Here is a 15,986-nt window from a genome sequence, read left to right as displayed (position 1 = left end):
CATCGGGACGGCCTTACCGGGTAGCGGAGCCGAGGGGGCCGACATGAAGGGAACGCGCGCATGACGACCTTCGGCTACTTCCTGTCCTGCGAGGAGTTCACCCCGGACCAGCTGCTGCGCCAGGCACGTCTGGCGGCGGACGCGGGCTTCACCCGTCTGGCGATCTCCGACCACTTCCATCCATGGACCAGCGCCCAGGGCAGCAGCCCCTTCGTCTGGTCGATGATCGGTGCGCTGTCCCAGACGGTGGAACTGCCCGTCACCACGCTCGTGACCTGTCCCACCGTGCGGATGCACCCGGCGGTGACCGCCCAGGCGGCGGCGACGTCCAGTGTCCTGCTGGGCGGTCGGTTCACCCTGGGCGTGGGCACCGGCGAGGCGCTCAACGAGCATGTGCTGGGTGACCGATGGCCCGCCTTCGACGAACGCGCTGAGATGCTCGAAGAGGCGGTGGCCGTGATGCGGGAGTTGTTCACAGGCCGCGACGTCAGCCATCGGGGCCGGCACTACACCGTCGACAACGCCCGCCTCTACACCGTTCCCGAGGCGCCGCCCGCGATCCTGGTCTCGGGCTTCGGCCCCAAGGCCGCGGCACTGGCCGGGCGCATCGGGGACGGCTTCGTCACGATGGGCCCCGACGAGGACGCCCTCGCGTCCTTCCGCCAGGCGGGCGGGACCGGGAAACCCGTCATCGGCGGCCTGAAGGTCTGCTGGGACCAGGACCGGGACGTGGCCGTCGAGACGGCGCACCGTATGTGGCCGACCGAGCAGCTGCCCGGCGAACTGAACCAGATCCTTCCCACTCCCGCCCACTTCGAGCAGGCCGCCGAGCTCGTCACCCGTCGGCAGGTGGCCGACTCCGTCCCGTGCGGCTCGGACGTCGAGGAGCACGTCGAGGCCGTGCGGGCGTACGTGGACGCCGGATTCGACGAGGTGTACGTGGGCCAGATCGGGCAGGGGCAGGAGGAGTTCTTCACCGCCTACCGCGAGAAGGTGCTGCCCGCGCTGCGCGGCTGAGCGATGCTCTGCCGCAGCCGCGAGGCCCGACGACGTATCGGGTACTCACCCACGACATCGGAGGAATGAGCCATGGCCCGCATCGAATCCCATTCGACCGGCGGCATCGACCAGCCGGAAACGGACGAGGCGCGTGGGGACGACGTATACCAGCCCGCCCCTTCCGACGCCGCTGCCCGCTCCGCCGATCTCGACCCTGACAACTCGCTCATGACGGACGCGGTCGACGACCTGGCAGTTCCCGGCTACTCCCCGCCGGAGCGCCCTCGGGGCGTCACCCGGCACGGCACCACCCCACGGGAGCAGCGGGAGGGCGAATCGCTCGACGAGCGTCTCGGCCAGGAGGTTCCCGACGCTCCGGAGGAGCCTTTCCCGGAGGACGACGGCATCGGAGACCTCCGGGGAGGGGCCGGAGAGCCCGTCGACGAACAGGCGGGTGCCACTCGGGCCGGTCGGCTCGTGCCGGTCGACACACCGCCCGGTCGCGATGATCACGCCGTCGCCCGGGATGTGGGTCTGGACGACGGAACCGCGCCCGCCGAGGAGGCAGCGATGCACGTCGACACGGCGGTCGACGAGGCCGGCGACCGGGCGAGGCCGTCGGAGGACGGGACGTCGTGACGGCATGGCCGCCACGACGATGCCCTCACCCCCCTCGATCGCCCCGGTCGCGGAAACGCCGTCTACCGCCGGAGATTCCGGGCAGTGGCCAGGCAGTGGATGAGGTGAACAGTCGTGATGACCCACGCGGAACAAGAAGCCACGACCCCCCGCCCGGCCGGAGCGCCGCAGGCGGCGGTGATGCGCATGTCCGGGGACCTGGACCTGCATCACGTGGAAGAAGTGCGTTCGACCCTCCTGGACGCGATCGCCGAAGCTCCACCAGGAGCCGAGGTGACGATCGATCTCACGTACTCGTCCTTCTGCGACTCCGCGGGCCTCGAAGCGCTCCTCACCGCGCGGCAGCGCGCTCTGGACTCGGGCCGCACCCTCCGGCTGGGGGCGCCCTCCCACCAGCTGCTGCGCCTCATGGCGATCACGAACACGGCCGGTCTCTTCGCGATGGGAGCAGCCCCGCGGCACGACAGGTCCGTCGCCTGAACGACGACGGCACGGCGATGCGGCGCCGGGACGTCGCACCGCCGAATGCCTCCGTCCCTCACCTGTTCGAGCATCTCCACCTGCCGTGCGGCGATCGCGATGCCAGGGTCGAGTGATTGACGCCCGTCTCCGCGGGCAGCGGCAGGGCGGGACGCAAGCGCGTACGCATCCGCGAACGTGCCGCGTGCCGGCAGTCCGGCAGTCCGGCAGTCCGGCAGTCCGGCAGTCCGGCAGAACACGAAAGGGAGTCGTCATGCCTCGTGGATCGGGTCCGAAGCGGGAGCGGCAGTACGAGCACATCAAGAAGAGCGCGGAAGACCGCGGGGAGAGCACCAAGCGTGCCGAGGAGATCGCCGCGCGGACGGTGAACAAGGAGCGGGCGCGTTCCGGAGAGTCGAAGACCGCGAGCACGTCGTCGACACGGGACATGTCGTCGTCGAAGCGAGGCGGGCAGCGGTCCTCCAGCGGTTCGAAGGGACCTACGTACGACCAGCTGTACGAGGAGGCCAAGCGCCGCGACATCCACGGACGCTCGTCGATGAACAAGTCCGAGCTCAAGAAGTCGCTGGGTCACTGACCGCTCCTCATGCCCTGAAGTGCGCGGAGGCCGACGATGACTTTTCCCCTGCCCGACAGTGTCGACGCCCTCAAGGGCATGATCGGCCGAGAGGTCACCGCTCTGCGCGAGGCGGTGCGCCGGAACGCGGAGCGTCCGCTCGGTGGATCGGCCGCTACGGAGCTGGCCTCGCCCCTGCAGTCCCTGGCCGTGCTTCCGCCGTCGGCGGAGGCGGACGGGGCGTCCCCCTGCCTCTGCGGCGCCCATGAACCGGGCGGCAGCGGCACCTGCTCGGTACTCGCCGCGATCCCCGCCTCGGCCGTTCTGCTCGAACCGGTCCAGGACGACACGGGCGCCGTCCTGGACTTCCGTATCGTGGCCGGCAACCGCGTCCGGTCGGCGGACTGGCTGGAGGCGCCCGACCGCCAGGTGGGCCAGCGGTTCCTGGAGGCACGTCCGGGTGCGGCGTCCTCGGGACTCCTGTCCGCGTTGGCCGAGGTCGTGGACACCGGAAAGCCTCTCGACGGGCTGGTCGTCGACTACACGGAGCAGCGGCTCGGCCGGATCCACCGGGCGCCGCTGCTGTACTCCGCCGCACGGTGCGGCGAGCAGGTCCTCGCGACGTGGCAGCCGGTGCAGACCCAGGCGGAGCTGCTGACCATCGACGCGCAGTTCCTGGCGTCCATGGGGTGGGGGCACTGGGATCTGCTCTCCGGGAAGATCACCTGGTCGGAGGGGCTCAGCCGCATCTTCCACGCCGACGTACGCATGCCGTGGACCCTGGAGCAGCTGTGCGACGCCCTGCTCCCGGACGACCTGACGGCGCTCGCGGAGTTCCTCAGCTCGGTGCTGGCGGGCGAGGAGCCTGCCTGGACCCGGATCCGGTTCCTCGTGCTCGGCGAACTCCGCACGCTCGACCTGCTGGGGCGGCCGGTCACCGGGACCGACGGCAGGGCCTGGGCGGTCAACCTGGTGGCCCGCGACCTCACGCCGCAGATCCGCAGCCGGCGGCGGCTGGCCGAGACGGAGCGGGAGTCCGACCGGCTGAGGCGGCAGACGGAGGCGGAGCGGAGGGTCGCGGACGCGCTGCGCGAGGCGATCCTTCCCACGCACTCCGAGGCGCTGGCCGCGGTCGGGCTGACGGTGGCGGCCTCCTACCGGCCCGCCGAGCCCGACGCCGCGGTCGGCGGTGACTGGTACAAGTGCCGGCTGCTGCCGGACGGCCGGGTGCTCGTCGCCATCGGGGACGCGTCGGGCCACGGCCTGGACGCCGTGGCCCGGATGGCGCAGCAGCGGCACGCGCTGGCGGGGCTGGCGCAGACGGGCGCGTCCGCCGGAGAGATCACGACCTGGCTGAACGAGCTGGTGTGCAGCGACCCCGCCGGGCAGACGGCCACGGTCGTCGTCGGGCACCTCGACGAGGACAAGGTTCTGCACTGGGCCGACGCCGGCCATCCCGCGCCCCTACTGCTGCGCGACGGGCGCGCGGAGCCGCTGGAGACCGAGCAGCGCGGTCCGCTCCTCGGCGCGCTGCCGGGCTACGCGTACGAGACCTCGTCCACGCGGTTGCGGCCGGGCGATCTTCTGGTGCTCTACACGGACGGCATGGTCGAGCGCCGGGGCGAGGACGTGACCGAAGGGATCGCCCGGCTGGCCCGTGCGGTGGCGGCCGCTGCCTCGCTGCGACCGCAGGACGTGATCGACGCGTTGCTGGCCGACCCCGAGATCGCGGGTCACGAAGACGACGCCTGTGTCCTGGGGATCCGGGTGGACTGAGCCTCCCGGGGCCCTCTACGGCCGTCCACGGACGGAGGTGCCGCGGTCGCCGCGACGGGCTGAAGAGGGCTTCGGTTCCGGAATCGGTCAGGTCTGGGCCGGGTAGGGGGCGGCCTTGAGGCGTCGGGCGAGGTGGGCGGTGTTGGCGGCCAGGACCGCTGTCGCGTCCGCGGTGGCATCGGGGGTCTTGTCGAGGTCCTGGTAGTCCGTCTTGTGCATGGCCTCGCCGACCCAGTACGTGACCGCGTTCGGGGCGAGGGAGAAGCCGACGTCGTTGAGGCCCTGGAAGAGGTCGGCGCTGACCTTGTGGGCCCCGTCCTCGTTGCCGACGACGCAGACGGCGGCGGCCTTGCCGTAGGTGAGCATCCGGCCTTCCTCGTCGGTCTCGGACATCTCGGCGTTCAGACGTTCCATCACCCGCTGGGCGGTGCTGGCGGGGTGACCGAGCCAGATCGGCGTCGACAGGACGAGGATGTCGCTGGCGAGGATCGTGTCCCGGATCCCCGGCCAGGCGTCCCCGTCACCCATGTCGGTCGCCACACCGGTACGCACGTCGTGGTCGGCGACGCGGATCACCTTGCCGCTCACCCCGTGCTCGCTCAGGGCCTCCATGGTCTGCTCGGCCAGCAACTGCGAGCTGGAGCGGGCCGGAGAGGGGGACAGCGTGCAGACGAGGGCGACGGCACGCAGTGGGGTCGTTTCCGTGGTGTCCATGCAGTACCCCCTACCCCCGCTCCGCGTTCCCATCTCACTCCATGGTGTGGGCTGGTCCGGATGGCCGGGCGGACGGGGCCGTCCGATCGCGCGAGCCGCAGAGTCCACGCATCCCGGCCCTGCGGGCCGACGTCGTCTCGCCGGCACGCCATCGAACAGGTGAGGTGTGCGGCCTTCGGCGGTGCGGTCCTTGTCCTGGCCCTCAGCGAGGGCGTAGCTGGAGGGCGGCATACAGGTGTCGTGCACCGGCGAAGGAGGAAGATGTCCGTTCCACGGCTGTTCGGCGTGCTGACGCTCGCGTTGGCCGCCAGCGCCTGCGGGGCGCCGCAAGCACGTCAGGACGGAGCGACGAGGGCCGGTCTGGCCTTCGAGGCCTCCCTCTCCACCGGCGACTACCGCGAGGCGTGCGCTCTCCTCGCCCCCGAGAGCCTTCGGCAGCTCCGGGAGGACGAGACATCCTCTCGGTGTACCTCCGCCAGCGCAGTTCGCCGGAGTCGAAGCCCGTGGGCGCGGCGCACGAGGCCACCGGCGTCGAGGGGTGACGCGCCGGCGCAACGGAGCCGGTCGGGTCGATCGCCCGCGGCGCTGTCGAGGCCGCGCATGCGTCCGGCGAAGTCGGGCAGCCGTGACGTACCTGCTCGTGGGGACTCCTGAGCCTGAGGAGAGGACGAGGAGAAGCCCGGGCAGAGGGCGATCCGGGGTGGGAACCACCCTCCTTCTTCCACAGGACGGCGTACTCCACGTGTACGGGCAGGTCCGTGACTGAAAGGACGAAGCACGTGTCCCCCATCAGTACCGTCGCCTCGGGCACCGATCTCCCTGGCACCCTCTACGCGGTCCTGGGACTCGGAGCGCTCGCCGCAGCCGTGCTGCCTCGGCTCGTACGCCGCAGACCGTTGTCGATGCCCATGGTGTTCCTGGCGGCCGGTGCGCTCTCCGGGCTGCTGCCGTTCCGCCTGCCGGAGATGGACCCCGTGGTGCACCGCGTCTGGGTCGAGCACATCACCGAGCTCTGTGTGATCGTCTCCCTCATGGGCGCCGGCCTCGCCCTGAACCGGCCCTTCGGATTCCGTGCCTGGGCCGGACCGAGGCGGCTGATCGGCATCACCCTGCCCCTCACGGTCGCCGCGACGGCCGCCCTCGCCTGGCTGCTCCTCGACTGGCCCTGGGCCACCGCGCTGCTGGTCGGCGCACTTCTCGCGCCGACCGACCCCGTACTGGCGGCTGAGGTACGGGTGGGGGAACCGACGGACGACGAGGACGACGAGGACGAGGTCCGCTTCACGCTCACGGCAGAGGCAGGTCTCAACGACGGGCTCGCCTTCCCCTTCGTCCTCGCCGCGCTCGCGCTCGCCACCGCCGGAGGAGTGTGGGCGGAGGTGGACTGGGCGTGGTGGTTCGGGGTCGACCTCCTCGCCAAGGCCGCGATGGGCGTCGCGGTGGGTCTGGCCCTCGGCCGGCTCCTGGGGTGGATGTTCTTCCGGGCCGGGGCGTCGTCACTCAGGCTGTCCGAGCACATGGAGGGGTTCGTCGCCTTGGCGGCGACCTTCCTCTCCTACGGTCTGACCGAACTCGCCCACGGTTACGGCTTCGTCGCCGTCTTCGTCACCGCCTGTTCCGTACGGGCCGCGGAGCGCGGCCACGGCTACCACAAGGTGCTGCACGGGTTCACCGAGCAGATCGAACGCCTTCTGACCGCCGGAGTGCTCTTCCTCCTCGGCCACTATCTGGTCACCGACGCGCTCACGGCGCTGACCTGGCCGATGGTCGTGCTGGCCCTGGCTCTGATCGTGATCGTCCGCCCGGTCACCGGGTGGCTCGCACAGCTCGGCTTCGTCACCGGCCCCCGGGAACGGGTGGTCACCGCGGTCTTCGGGCTGCGTGGCATCGGCTCCCTCTTCTACCTCTCCTACGCGCTCGGCCACCACGCATTCGACGGGCGGGCCCGAGACCTGTGGGCGCTCACGACGGCGACGGTGGCCCTGTCGGTCCTCGCTCACGGCATCAGCGCGACACCGGTCATCCGCCGGCTGGACCGGCTGCGCGACGCCCGTCCGTCCGACGCCCCGCCGTGACCCCTGTGGGGGCCCTGCTCCTCCTCGCGTGGGCCGGTTCCCTGCGTGAGGTCATGCGCGGTCTCGGTCGGTGTCGAGGACGTCGATGATCGCCGCAGCGAAAGCGTCGAGATCCCCGGGCCTGCGGGAGGTGATGAGGGGATGGGCTCCGGAGACGTCCACGACGACCTCCTGGTCCAGCCACGTGGCGCCCGCGTTCTCGAGGTCGGAGCGGAGCGACGGGTACGAGGTGAGGTCACGGGCCGCGGCCAGCCCTGTCTCCACCAGCAGCCAGGGCCCGTGACAGATCGCGGCTACGGGCTTACCGGACTCGGCGAAGGCGGCGAGGAGGCGTCGCGCGTCCCCGTCGGTGCGCAGTCGGTCGGCGTTCACGGTGCCGCCGGGCACCACCACGGCGGCGTATCCGTCCGCTGTCGCCTTCGCCAGGGTCGTGTCCGTCGGGACCAGAGCACCCGGTCGCCGGTCCGACACGAGGGTCTGGACCGCCTCGTCCTTCTGGGCTGCGATCGTGACCTCGGCGCCGGCTTCGCGCAGGGCGGCCACAGGCGCCGTCAGCTCGTCCTGCTCCGTTCCATAGTTCGTCGTGAGGATGAGTACGTTCCTGCCGTCGAGTGACACGTTGTCTCCCTCTGAGTGTCCCGGTTCCTTGGGGCCGCCATGGTCAGGAGGCCTGTGCGGGAGAAGAGAACGGCCCGTCGCCGTCCGCCCCCTTGCGTTTGCCGCTTTCCCTGTTAAATCGCTTCAAACCGTATGGAAACGGCAGTCTTCTCTCGGGACGCCCGACGGACCCCCGCCGGCCCGTCCCCGAGGGGACAAAGAACCGCGTTCCCGACGGTTGCGGAACCGCGCAGCGGGCAGCCGCCGGGAGTACCCCCTGCCCCGACCTGTACGAGGGTGACCGGCCATGACCACCGCACGTGACCTGATGACCCTGGACGACGCGATCCGCGTCGGCGAACTCGCATGCCGACGACCGACACCCGACTGAGCGCCCCCGTCATGACCGGAGACCGACGTCCCACGCCGCCCACGCCCCGTCCGCCGACGGACCTCCCGCCCTACCTGGCGGGGAACGGCGGCGCGCATGTCGTCCGCGAGGCCTCGGCGGTGTCCGGCACCGTCCTTCTGACGCTGACCGGATCGTTCGGCGTCGGTACCGTGGCCTGCCTGCATGAGGCCCTCGCCGACGCTCGCCACGAACGGGCGACCCACACCGTTCTCGACCTCGCGCGGGTCACCGCCGGAGACTCGTTCTTCCTCCACGAACTGCTCTCCGCGCACTTCTCCCACCGCGAACTGCTCCTGATCGGACCGATCCCCCTCCCCCTGCACCACCTGTTCCTGCGGACGGGCACCCTCCGCCTGTTCACGGTCCTCCCGGACCGGGCCCGTATCGGGTTCGCCTGATGCGCCTCGATCGTCGGCGGCGCACACCGGCGGGGGCTCTCACCCACCTCGCGGAGTTGATTCCCATGCCGCCCGTCCCAGACGACCGCCGTACCGCCCCGGGCGGTAGTGAACTCCCCGGCCGCGGCGTCGAACTGATGGAGTTGACGCTCGTCTCCGACGAGCTGGGGACATTCACCGTGCCGCTCGGGGGCCCGGGCCGCGGCACCCCGTACGAGCTGCCCGGGGGCGCGGTGGTCAGCATCGTGCTGACCTTCCGGCTCGGTACGGACACCGACGGCCTGGTCTTCGAGACCGTCAGGGTCCGTGAGGGTGAGCAACCCGTGACCAGGCGCAGCGCCTTGGGCAGCTTCCGCGCCGGAGGTCCCTACGAGATCCGGCTGCCGCCCGAACGGCTGCCTCTCGGCCGCGCCCACTGCGGCACCTACGACGTCACGGCCCGCATGAGCGACGCAGCGGGCATCGAGCACGCTCGGGTGAAGCATCGCTTCACCCTTGTGCACCGGCTGCCCGGCAGTGCGGTTCAGGGGGATCCGCACCGGATCGGACGCCGGTGATTGGGCTGATCCTCGCCGGGTACGCGCCGAATGACACCGAATGGTTCACGACACAGGCAGGAGGCACGACATGAGCATGGTGAAGCAGACGATCGATGTGGACGTTCCCGTGCGGAACGCCTACAACCAGTGGACGCAGTTCGAGGAGTTCCCGCGCTTCATGGAGGGCGTCGAGGACGTCACCCAGCTCGACGATCGGCACTGCCACTGGCAGACCAAGATCGCGGGTGTCCGGCGCGAGTTCGACACGGAGATAGTCGACCAGCTGGCCGATGAGCGCATCTCGTGGCGGACCGTCGGCGGCGATGTGCGGCAGAAGGGCGTCGTCACCTTCCAGGGGCTCGACGAGGGTCACACCCGGGTGAGTCTCGCCATGGACGTGGAGCCCGACGGCATGGCCGAGAAGGCGGCTGACGCGCTCGGCATCCTCGACCGGCGGGTCAAGGGCGACCTCAAGCGGTTCAAGGGCTTCATCGAGGACCACGGTCATGAGACCGGTGGCTGGCGCGGCCGGGTCCAGCCGTCGGACAGCGCCGGCGGTCCGACCCGCGGGGACGCGCTCACACCGTCCGACGCCCCGGTCCGGGAGGCTCCGGGAACGATGGGCGCGCCCGGTCCGACGAGTACGTCTTCGGGAGCGCAGGAGGCCTGGCCGATGCCGCCGGGCGGCCCGGAAGGCCCCCGACTGAGCTGACCTGCGGTCGAGTGAGGCAGCCCCTCCCCGGGCCGTCCGCACATGCCGTGGCCCGCCCCCGGTACCGGGGGCGGGCCATCAGCGTGTTGACGGCCCGCTGCCTGCGCTCGAGCCGGGCGGGCGGGCCGGCGAGGTGGCCGACGGTCGCCTTCCCTCCTTCTCTCCCCTCGGCGAGACTGCCGCCATGTCCGCAGCACTCCGCCGCCCCGCCGCCATCCTGGCCTGTGTGGTCGTTGCCCTCTCCGCCACCGCCTGTGGTCCTTTCCCGGGCGACCGGGCGCGCCCCGGGATTCTCAGCGGGGCGCTCGCGGCGACGGCGTCGGCGACGTCCGTGACCGTGCACACCGACGTGGTCTCGATGGGGACTCCGATGAAGGGCCGTGTCTCCCGCGACGACCGGGGGAACTGCACGGCTACGATGTCCTACGGCGAGGCGGGCACGGTCGAGCTGATCAGGATCGACGGCCGGGTCGTGTACCTGCGCCGCGACGAGGCGCTCCTGCGGCTGCAGGAGCGGTACCGCGGCCCCGAGGAGCTGGAGGCCCTGGTCCGCGACCTCAGGGGCCGCTGGACGAAGCCGCCCGTCGAAGGCCCCGGCGCCCCGGAGGAACTGGCGCTCTGCGGAACGGAGGAGGACTCCGGCGAGAAGAAGTGGGGTGGGGAGAACGGCTGGGACGGCGACTCCGCGACGGGCGAGGCGAGCACCGTCGACGGGCAGAAGGCGCTGAGACTGGCGAAGCCGGTCGACAGCGACGGCGGGACGACCACCGTCTACATCGCCGCGGAAGGGCCCCCGTACCTGCTGAGAGTCGTCACGACGGGCGGCGATGAGCCGGGTACCACGACCTATTCGCGGTACAACAGGCCCGTCGAGGCGACGGCACCGTCGGCCGAGGACGTCGTGCTCGCGGACTGATCCCTCCGCACGACGACCGAGCCGGCCCTGTCGGGCCGGCTCGGCGTATACGGCGCGGATCGACCTGTGGTCAGTTGGCGTTCACGAGATCGTGCGCGGGGACGGTGACGGTCCGTCGACCGGGGGCGCCGCCGAGGACGACCTTGCGCAGGGCGCTGTTGTTGTCGAGGTTGGTCTCCTTCAGCCGCTTGGCCGGGTTGGCGAGCACCTGGATGTAGTACGTGCCGTTGGGCAGGTCCGTGATGTCGAAGGACTGACCCGGCAGGTCCTGGGTGTACGTGTCACCGGAGCCGACGTCCAGCACCTCGCGGACGGAGATGGAGTTCTCCTGACCGCAGGCGGTGGACAGGTCCGTGTTGTACGGGTGCCAGTTGGCGTTCTTCACGGTGTAGTCGACGGCGTCGGTGTTGGCGAGGCAGAACGCCTCCTTGCCGCTGCGGACCGCTTCCTTCTGGTCGGCCTTCAGCAGCCGGTAACTGGCGAAGTCGGTGAAGTGCCAGTGCACGTGGCCGGGGCGCGGGTCCCACTCCATGGTGCCGGTGGGCGTGTAGCCGACCTGCTTGCCCTTGGCGTCGTAGAAGTACTGGTAGGCGTCCATCTTGGCCTTGCCGGGCGAGCGGAAGCCGTCCACGACGAGCTGGGCGGGACCGGCGTTCCAGACGTTCGCGCTGAACGCGAGGTAGTCCTTGCCGGGGGCGGCCTGGGGACCGCCGTCGCTGATGGTGATGCCGTAGGCCGGCAGGGACCGCAGGTCGGGCTTGGGGACGTTCGGGACCGAGGGGGTTCCGGTGGGGCGCGCGGCCCGCGGGGTGAGGGCCGAGGCCTTCCGCGAGCCGTCGGTCTGCCCGGGAGTGTCACCGGCGGCCTGGAAGCCGGCGCGCCCGGCCTGCCGCACCTTCAGCGCCCACGGCAGGGCCGGGGGCGCGGCCTTCAGCGGACCGTGGCCCACGTTGTACGAGGGGCCCGCGCCGCTGGTCTGCGGTGCGCCGGCCTGGGCGGGGGACGGGGCGTGTCCCGTTCCGTGCCCGGCGTGGGCGGAGGGGGCCTGGTGCGCGGCGCCGTGTCCGGCGTGCTCCGCGGCGGCGGCCGACCGGCCGTTCTCCCAGCTGCGCTCCTCGACGGTGAGCTTCACCGAGGCGGGCTTGTCGGCGATGCCGAAGAGGTCACGGTACTTCTTGGCGACCCTGACCTTGGCCGTGTACGAGCCCGCGGCGAGCTTCACGGGCTGAGTGTAGGAACCGCCGTAGGTGTTGGCGGCCCACCCCTTCTCGACGCCCCAGACCGAGCCGAGGGTGAAGGCGTTGGTGGGGCAGCTCTCCGGATACTTCGAGGTGGCGGGCGCGTCCGGCCGGATCCGTCCGCTGGCGTTGTTCGGGCAGAAGCTCTCGGCGCGGCTGACGACCACCTTGCCGTTCTTGTCCGTGACGGTGATCTCGGCGAAGCCCGGGAGCCCGGAGAAGTCCTTGACGGTGCCCACGGGCAGCGTCTTCGCCTTGCTCTTGCCCCCCTCGAACACGGTCTGGGTGATGGAGACCGGGTCCTTGTAGGACTTCCGGGTCACCTTCAGCTCCAGCGGCGTCCCCTCGGCGGTGAGGTACGTGCCCAGGTCCAGGTAGACGCCCGGCTCCTCCTTCCACGAGGTGAGCGTGACCGAGCCGGTCGCCGCGACGAGGCTCAGCTTGGGACCCGTCGCGGCCGTCGCCCGGTCCGGCGCGGCGGCCATGAAACCGGCTGTCACTGCGACGGCGGCGACGGCCGTGGTCCCCACGAGCATCGGCCGTCGAAGCCGGTTGGTGCGCGTCGTACTCATCGTTCTCTCGTCCTCCGGGTGCTGTACGGAAGCAGCTCGGCCGCGGCCCGGCGGGACGTCTCCGGCCCGGGGCTCACGCGGTGCGGGGCGCTCGGTGCGCCCGAGCTATGAGAGGAGGACATCGGACATCGGGTTGTCCGGAGAGTCGAAACACCACGATGTTGGCCGGAAGGCGCTCCCGTGCCGCACGTGTGACGGCACGGCCGAAGCAGCACCTCACCACGGAAAAGGGGGGCCGATTCCGGGAAACGTAGGGAAGATCTCCGGTGGCCCGAAAACGCCAGTCGCTGCTCCGGTGCGACGGGGCGGCGCAGAGGGTGGCGATGCGTTGATGGCGCGTCTTGGGGATCCGTCACCCCGATGAACAGACGTACCGACGAACACATATGACGCTACGAAAGGTCGTGGCTCCGTCGTGCGTGAACCGTACGGACCGGACGGGTCGTCGAGTCGTCCGGTCCTTCACCGTACGTTCGCCCTAGGGTCGGATCCCGTCGCAGGCGATCCGCAGATGACGCGGTCCGCGCAGGACCGCGTTCTGGCGGTACGGGGGCGGGTCGTCGAGGAGGCGGGGGTTCTCCAGTCGCCTGGCCAGCTCGGCCAGGGCGAGTTGGGCCTCCAGCCGGGCCAGCGGTGCGCCGAAGCAGCTGTGGATGCCGCTGCCCAGGCCGAGGTGCTGGATGTCCGGGCGGTCCGGGTCGAAACGGTCCGGGTTCTCGAAACGCTGCGGGTCGCGGTTGCCGGACGCCAGGACCAGCCAGAGGGTGGAGCCCTGGGGAATGGTGACGCCCCGGACCTCGATGTCGGCGAGGGTGGTGCGCCCCGGGAGCAGTTGCACCGGCGGCTCGAAGCGGAGCAGTTCCTCCACGATGGGGACGGCCAGTCGCGGTTCGGTGCGCAGCCGCTGGAGGATGTCGGGATGCCGCAGCAGGGTCAGCATGCCGTTGGTGATGAGGTTGACCGTGGTCTCGTGCCCCGCGATCAGGAGCAGCGCCGCGGTGCTCAGCAGCTCCATCGTGGCCATCGGCCCGTCCGGGCCCTTCGCCGTGGCCAGTTGGGAGAGCATGTCGTCCCCGGGGTTCTTGCGGCGCTCCTCGATCAGGCCCGCGAGGTACATGCCCAGCTGCATCCGGGCCTCGTGCGCGGCGCCCGTGCCGCGCTCGGCGGGATCGGCGTCCGGGTCGGGGTCCAGGCTCGCGGCGAGCGTGTCCGCCCAGGTGTGGAAGCGTGCCTCGTCCTCGCGCGGGACGCCGAACAGTCGGCAGATCACCGTCACCGGGAACGGGTAGGAGAACTCCTCCACCAGGTCGATCCGGCCCGGGTCGCCCAGGCCGTCGATGAGGCCGGTGACGATGTCGTGGAGCTCAGGACGCATTCCGTCGACCCGGTGCGGGGAGTGCGGCGGGCCGAAGTGCCGGTTCGTCATGCGTCGCATCCGGTCGTGCTCCGGCGGGTCGAGCCGGAGGAAGCTCGGCGGCAGGGCGCTCTCCTCGGGCGACGCCTCCGCCAGCGGGTCGGCGCCGGCGGCCGTCTGGTTGCGGGGGTCGGAGCTGATCCGGGGATCGTGCAGCAGGCTGCGGATCTCGTAGTAGGTGCTGATCACGTACGGTCCGTCGGTCTCGTGGTGGACCGGCGTCCTCCGCAGCTCCTCGTAGATCGGGTACGGGTCGGCCCGGTTGGCGTAGTCCAGGATCTGGTGCAGCAGGGTTCGCGTCATGGCAGGTCCTCGTGGCCGGGCGGGTCAGTGCGCGGGGGTGAAGGTGATCCGGCGGTCGGCCGGCGAGTATCCGCTGAGGCTCACGGTGGGGCCGTGGCTGGGGACCGAGGGGTCGGGGAAGTCCGCGTCCATCGGGCGTTGTCCGTCCGCGTGCCGGTCGACCGTGGGGAACCGGGGCGGGAACGGCGCGGTGCGCTCGATGAGTTCCTGGTAGAACGGCAGCCACCGGCCGTGGTCGAAGGAGACGGCGCCGATGACGCGCCCCTGGTATCCGTACACGCCGACGAACCGGCGGCTGTCGAGCGTGCCCTGCGCGATGAGGATGTCCGTCGCCATCGACGGCACTCCGACCGACTTGATGTTGACGCCGAACTGGGAGGACCAGAAGGCCGGTACGTCCATGTGCGGCAGTCGGTCGACGCTCTCACTGAGCATGTTGTGGGCGGCGATCCCGGCCTGGGCGACGGCGTTGCCCCAGTGTTCGAGGGACAGGAACTGGTATCCGAACAGGGGGTGGGGGCAGCGTGCGACGTCTCCCGCGGCGTAGATGTCGTCGGTGACGATGCCGCGGATGTCGAAGGCCCGGCAGCCGGCGTCGCAGGCGATGCCGCGGGGCCCGGCGCCGAGCCCGGACCCGTGCAGCCACTCGGTGTTGCGGAGGGCGCCGAGCGAGACGACCACCACGTCCGTCTCGACGGTGGAGCCGTCGGACAGGTGCGCGGCACGCACCCGTCCGGACGCGTCGCCCTCCAGGGACGTCACCATGACCCCGCACCGCAGGTCCACGCCGTGCTCGCGCTGGAGGTCCGCGGCCACTGCGGCGATCACCCCGCCGAGCGCGCCGACGAGGGGCGCGGCACCTCGTTCGGCGACGGTGACGGGCAGCCCGCGTTCGCGGCAGGCGGAGGCGACCTCCGAGCCCGCGAACCCTCCCCCGATGACGAGGACCCGTTTCGGTCCCTCGTCGAGCCGCCGGGCGAGCGCGGCGCCCTCGTCGCGGGTCCGCAGCACGAAGACGCCGTCGAGTTCCGCCTCCTCCTCGCGCGGCCACGGCCGCGCCCGCACACCGGTGGCGATCAGCAGCCGGTCGTACGGCACCTCGTCGCCGTCGGCCAGTCGCACCGTCCTCGCGGCCATGTCCAGGCCGGTGGCGGGGACGCCGAGTCGCCAGGTCGCGTCGACGGACCGGAGCCGGGGCAGCGCGGTGCGGTCGGCGCGCGCCCTGCCCAGCAGCACGCCCTTGGACAGCGGGGGCCGGTCGTACGGTGCGCAGGGCTCGTCGCCGATCATGGTCAGCGACCCCGCGAAGCCCTTGGCGCGCAGGGTCTCGGCGGCCCGCAGGCCGGCCAGCGAGGCGCCGACGACGACGATGCGGCCCTCACGTCTGAGCTGCTCCAAGGCTCCGTCACCGGGCACCGGGCACCGCCTCTGCGGGCTCGTCGACGGCATCGACGAGGATGGCCTGCACCGGGCAGGCCGCGGCGGCCTGGGCCAGCTTCTCGCGGTGCGCGTCGTCGGGATCCGGGTCGTAGAGCAGCGCCTCGTCGCCGTGCATGGTGAAGATCTCGGGGGCGAGGAACGCGCACTGCGCGTACCCCTGGCAGCGGTTCAGGTCGACGGCGATGCTCACCACGGGATCCGGTCCT

15 protein-coding genes and 2 pseudogenes are annotated in these 15,986 nt (G+C 71.3%); 11 read left to right on the top strand and 6 right to left on the bottom strand.

The window, feature by feature from the left end; genetic code table 11:
• The first annotated feature begins 60 nt into the window (after window positions 1–60).
• The 5 genes from AMK27_RS06645 to AMK27_RS06625 all read left to right on the top strand — a co-directional run bounded on the left by AMK27_RS06645 (window position 61) and on the right by AMK27_RS06625 (window position 4,450).
• Entirely contained in the window at window positions 61–1,017 is a 957-nt protein-coding gene (locus tag AMK27_RS06645) for a TIGR03557 family F420-dependent LLM class oxidoreductase (protein WP_073903444.1), read from the top strand.
• A 72-nt stretch (window positions 1,018–1,089) separates the two neighbouring features.
• Window positions 1,090–1,638, top strand: a complete 549-nt coding sequence (locus AMK27_RS06640; RefSeq protein ID WP_073903442.1) for a DUF5709 domain-containing protein — start codon at window positions 1,090–1,092, stop codon at window positions 1,636–1,638.
• 117 nt (window positions 1,639–1,755) lie between these two features.
• The gene (locus tag AMK27_RS06635; RefSeq protein ID WP_073903440.1) at window positions 1,756–2,118 is read left to right on the top strand and encodes an STAS domain-containing protein; all 363 of its coding nucleotides are present in this window, start codon (window positions 1,756–1,758) and stop codon (window positions 2,116–2,118) included.
• Window positions 2,119–2,371: 253 nt separating this feature from the next.
• The gene (locus tag AMK27_RS06630; protein WP_073903438.1) at window positions 2,372–2,695 is read left to right on the top strand and encodes a plasmid stabilization protein; all 324 of its coding nucleotides are present in this window, start codon (window positions 2,372–2,374) and stop codon (window positions 2,693–2,695) included.
• A 36-nt stretch (window positions 2,696–2,731) separates the two neighbouring features.
• On the top strand, window positions 2,732–4,450 hold the full coding sequence (locus tag AMK27_RS06625) for a PP2C family protein-serine/threonine phosphatase (protein WP_073903435.1): 1,719 nt from the start codon (window positions 2,732–2,734) through the stop codon (window positions 4,448–4,450).
• 87 nt (window positions 4,451–4,537) lie between these two features.
• Here AMK27_RS06625 and AMK27_RS06620 read toward each other — a convergent pair whose 3' ends face one another.
• The gene (locus tag AMK27_RS06620) at window positions 4,538–5,164 is read right to left on the bottom strand and encodes a flavodoxin family protein (protein ID WP_073903432.1); all 627 of its coding nucleotides are present in this window, start codon (window positions 5,162–5,164) and stop codon (window positions 4,538–4,540) included.
• A gap of 455 nt (window positions 5,165–5,619) precedes the next feature.
• Between AMK27_RS06620 and AMK27_RS44315 the strand changes: the two are divergent.
• Both AMK27_RS44315 and AMK27_RS06615 read left to right on the top strand, forming a co-directional pair.
• A pseudogene (locus AMK27_RS44315) lies at window positions 5,620–5,706 on the top strand (DUF6766 family protein); the annotation flags it as partial.
• Window positions 5,707–5,952: 246 nt separating this feature from the next.
• A complete protein-coding gene (locus AMK27_RS06615; protein ID WP_079188275.1) occupies window positions 5,953–7,239 on the top strand; it encodes a cation:proton antiporter in 1,287 nt (428 codons plus the stop codon).
• A gap of 51 nt (window positions 7,240–7,290) precedes the next feature.
• Here AMK27_RS06615 and AMK27_RS06610 read toward each other — a convergent pair whose 3' ends face one another.
• Window positions 7,291–7,857 carry a type 1 glutamine amidotransferase domain-containing protein gene (locus AMK27_RS06610; RefSeq protein ID WP_073903429.1) on the bottom strand — a complete coding sequence of 189 codons (567 nt, stop codon included), beginning with the start codon at window positions 7,855–7,857 and terminating at the stop codon, window positions 7,291–7,293.
• Window positions 7,858–8,202: 345 nt separating this feature from the next.
• Here AMK27_RS06610 and AMK27_RS06605 point away from each other — a divergent pair, with 345 nt between their 5' ends.
• From AMK27_RS06605 to AMK27_RS06590, 4 genes and pseudogenes are all read left to right on the top strand, one after another.
• Window positions 8,203–8,646, top strand: coding sequence for an STAS domain-containing protein (locus AMK27_RS06605; protein WP_073903426.1), 444 nt, complete (start codon window positions 8,203–8,205; stop codon window positions 8,644–8,646).
• A gap of 65 nt (window positions 8,647–8,711) precedes the next feature.
• On the top strand, window positions 8,712–9,203 hold the full coding sequence (locus tag AMK27_RS06600; protein WP_073903423.1) for a hypothetical protein: 492 nt from the start codon (window positions 8,712–8,714) through the stop codon (window positions 9,201–9,203).
• A 70-nt stretch (window positions 9,204–9,273) separates the two neighbouring features.
• Window positions 9,274–9,744, top strand: a pseudogene (locus AMK27_RS06595) (SRPBCC family protein); the annotation flags it as partial.
• 337 nt (window positions 9,745–10,081) lie between these two features.
• The gene (locus AMK27_RS06590; RefSeq protein ID WP_073903421.1) at window positions 10,082–10,813 is read left to right on the top strand and encodes a hypothetical protein; all 732 of its coding nucleotides are present in this window, start codon (window positions 10,082–10,084) and stop codon (window positions 10,811–10,813) included.
• Between the two features lie 70 nt (window positions 10,814–10,883).
• Here the strand turns inward: AMK27_RS06590 and AMK27_RS06585 are convergent, their stop codons facing one another.
• The 4 genes from AMK27_RS06585 to AMK27_RS06570 form a co-directional block, all read right to left on the bottom strand.
• Complete coding sequence (locus tag AMK27_RS06585; protein ID WP_073903418.1) at window positions 10,884–12,623, bottom strand: lysyl oxidase family protein; 1,740 nt, start codon at window positions 12,621–12,623, stop codon at window positions 10,884–10,886.
• Window positions 12,624–13,101: 478 nt separating this feature from the next.
• On the bottom strand, window positions 13,102–14,340 hold the full coding sequence (locus tag AMK27_RS06580; protein ID WP_073903415.1) for a cytochrome P450: 1,239 nt from the start codon (window positions 14,338–14,340) through the stop codon (window positions 13,102–13,104).
• A 24-nt stretch (window positions 14,341–14,364) separates the two neighbouring features.
• On the bottom strand, window positions 14,365–15,789 hold the full coding sequence (locus AMK27_RS06575) for an NAD(P)/FAD-dependent oxidoreductase (protein WP_198955799.1): 1,425 nt from the start codon (window positions 15,787–15,789) through the stop codon (window positions 14,365–14,367).
• Window positions 15,746–15,970 (bottom strand): ferredoxin, encoded by a 225-nt coding sequence (locus AMK27_RS06570; RefSeq protein WP_073904044.1) that lies wholly within the window; start codon window positions 15,968–15,970, stop codon window positions 15,746–15,748. The genes AMK27_RS06575 and AMK27_RS06570 overlap by 44 nt, the downstream gene beginning before the upstream one ends.
• Between the last annotated feature and the right edge of the window lie 16 nt (window positions 15,971–15,986).

Origin of the sequence: Streptomyces sp. CB02009 (genome assembly GCF_001905825.1) — a bacterium.
GTDB lineage: Bacteria > Actinomycetota > Actinomycetes > Streptomycetales > Streptomycetaceae > Streptomyces.
The sequence above is the reverse complement of the archived record's forward strand: the minus strand, read 5'-3'. Positions and strand labels throughout refer to the sequence as shown.

Coding starts and splice junctions, on each gene's coding strand:
- AMK27_RS06600 (WP_073903423.1), top strand. CDS start 8,712: ATGCCGCCCGTCCCAGACGACCGCCGTACCGCCCCGGGCGGTAGTGAA.
- AMK27_RS06640 (WP_073903442.1), top strand. CDS start 1,090: ATGGCCCGCATCGAATCCCATTCGACCGGCGGCATCGACCAGCCGGAA.
- AMK27_RS06630 (WP_073903438.1), top strand. CDS start 2,372: ATGCCTCGTGGATCGGGTCCGAAGCGGGAGCGGCAGTACGAGCACATC.
- AMK27_RS06580 (WP_073903415.1), bottom strand. CDS start 14,340: ATGACGCGAACCCTGCTGCACCAGATCCTGGACTACGCCAACCGGGCC.
- AMK27_RS06625 (WP_073903435.1), top strand. CDS start 2,732: ATGACTTTTCCCCTGCCCGACAGTGTCGACGCCCTCAAGGGCATGATC.
- AMK27_RS06620 (WP_073903432.1), bottom strand. CDS start 5,164: ATGGACACCACGGAAACGACCCCACTGCGTGCCGTCGCCCTCGTCTGC.
- AMK27_RS06645 (WP_073903444.1), top strand. CDS start 61: ATGACGACCTTCGGCTACTTCCTGTCCTGCGAGGAGTTCACCCCGGAC.
- AMK27_RS06605 (WP_073903426.1), top strand. CDS start 8,203: ATGCCGACGACCGACACCCGACTGAGCGCCCCCGTCATGACCGGAGAC.
- AMK27_RS06585 (WP_073903418.1), bottom strand. CDS start 12,623: ATGAGTACGACGCGCACCAACCGGCTTCGACGGCCGATGCTCGTGGGG.
- AMK27_RS06635 (WP_073903440.1), top strand. CDS start 1,756: ATGACCCACGCGGAACAAGAAGCCACGACCCCCCGCCCGGCCGGAGCG.
- AMK27_RS06590 (WP_073903421.1), top strand. CDS start 10,082: ATGTCCGCAGCACTCCGCCGCCCCGCCGCCATCCTGGCCTGTGTGGTC.
- AMK27_RS06575 (WP_198955799.1), bottom strand. CDS start 15,789: ATGCCGTCGACGAGCCCGCAGAGGCGGTGCCCGGTGCCCGGTGACGGA.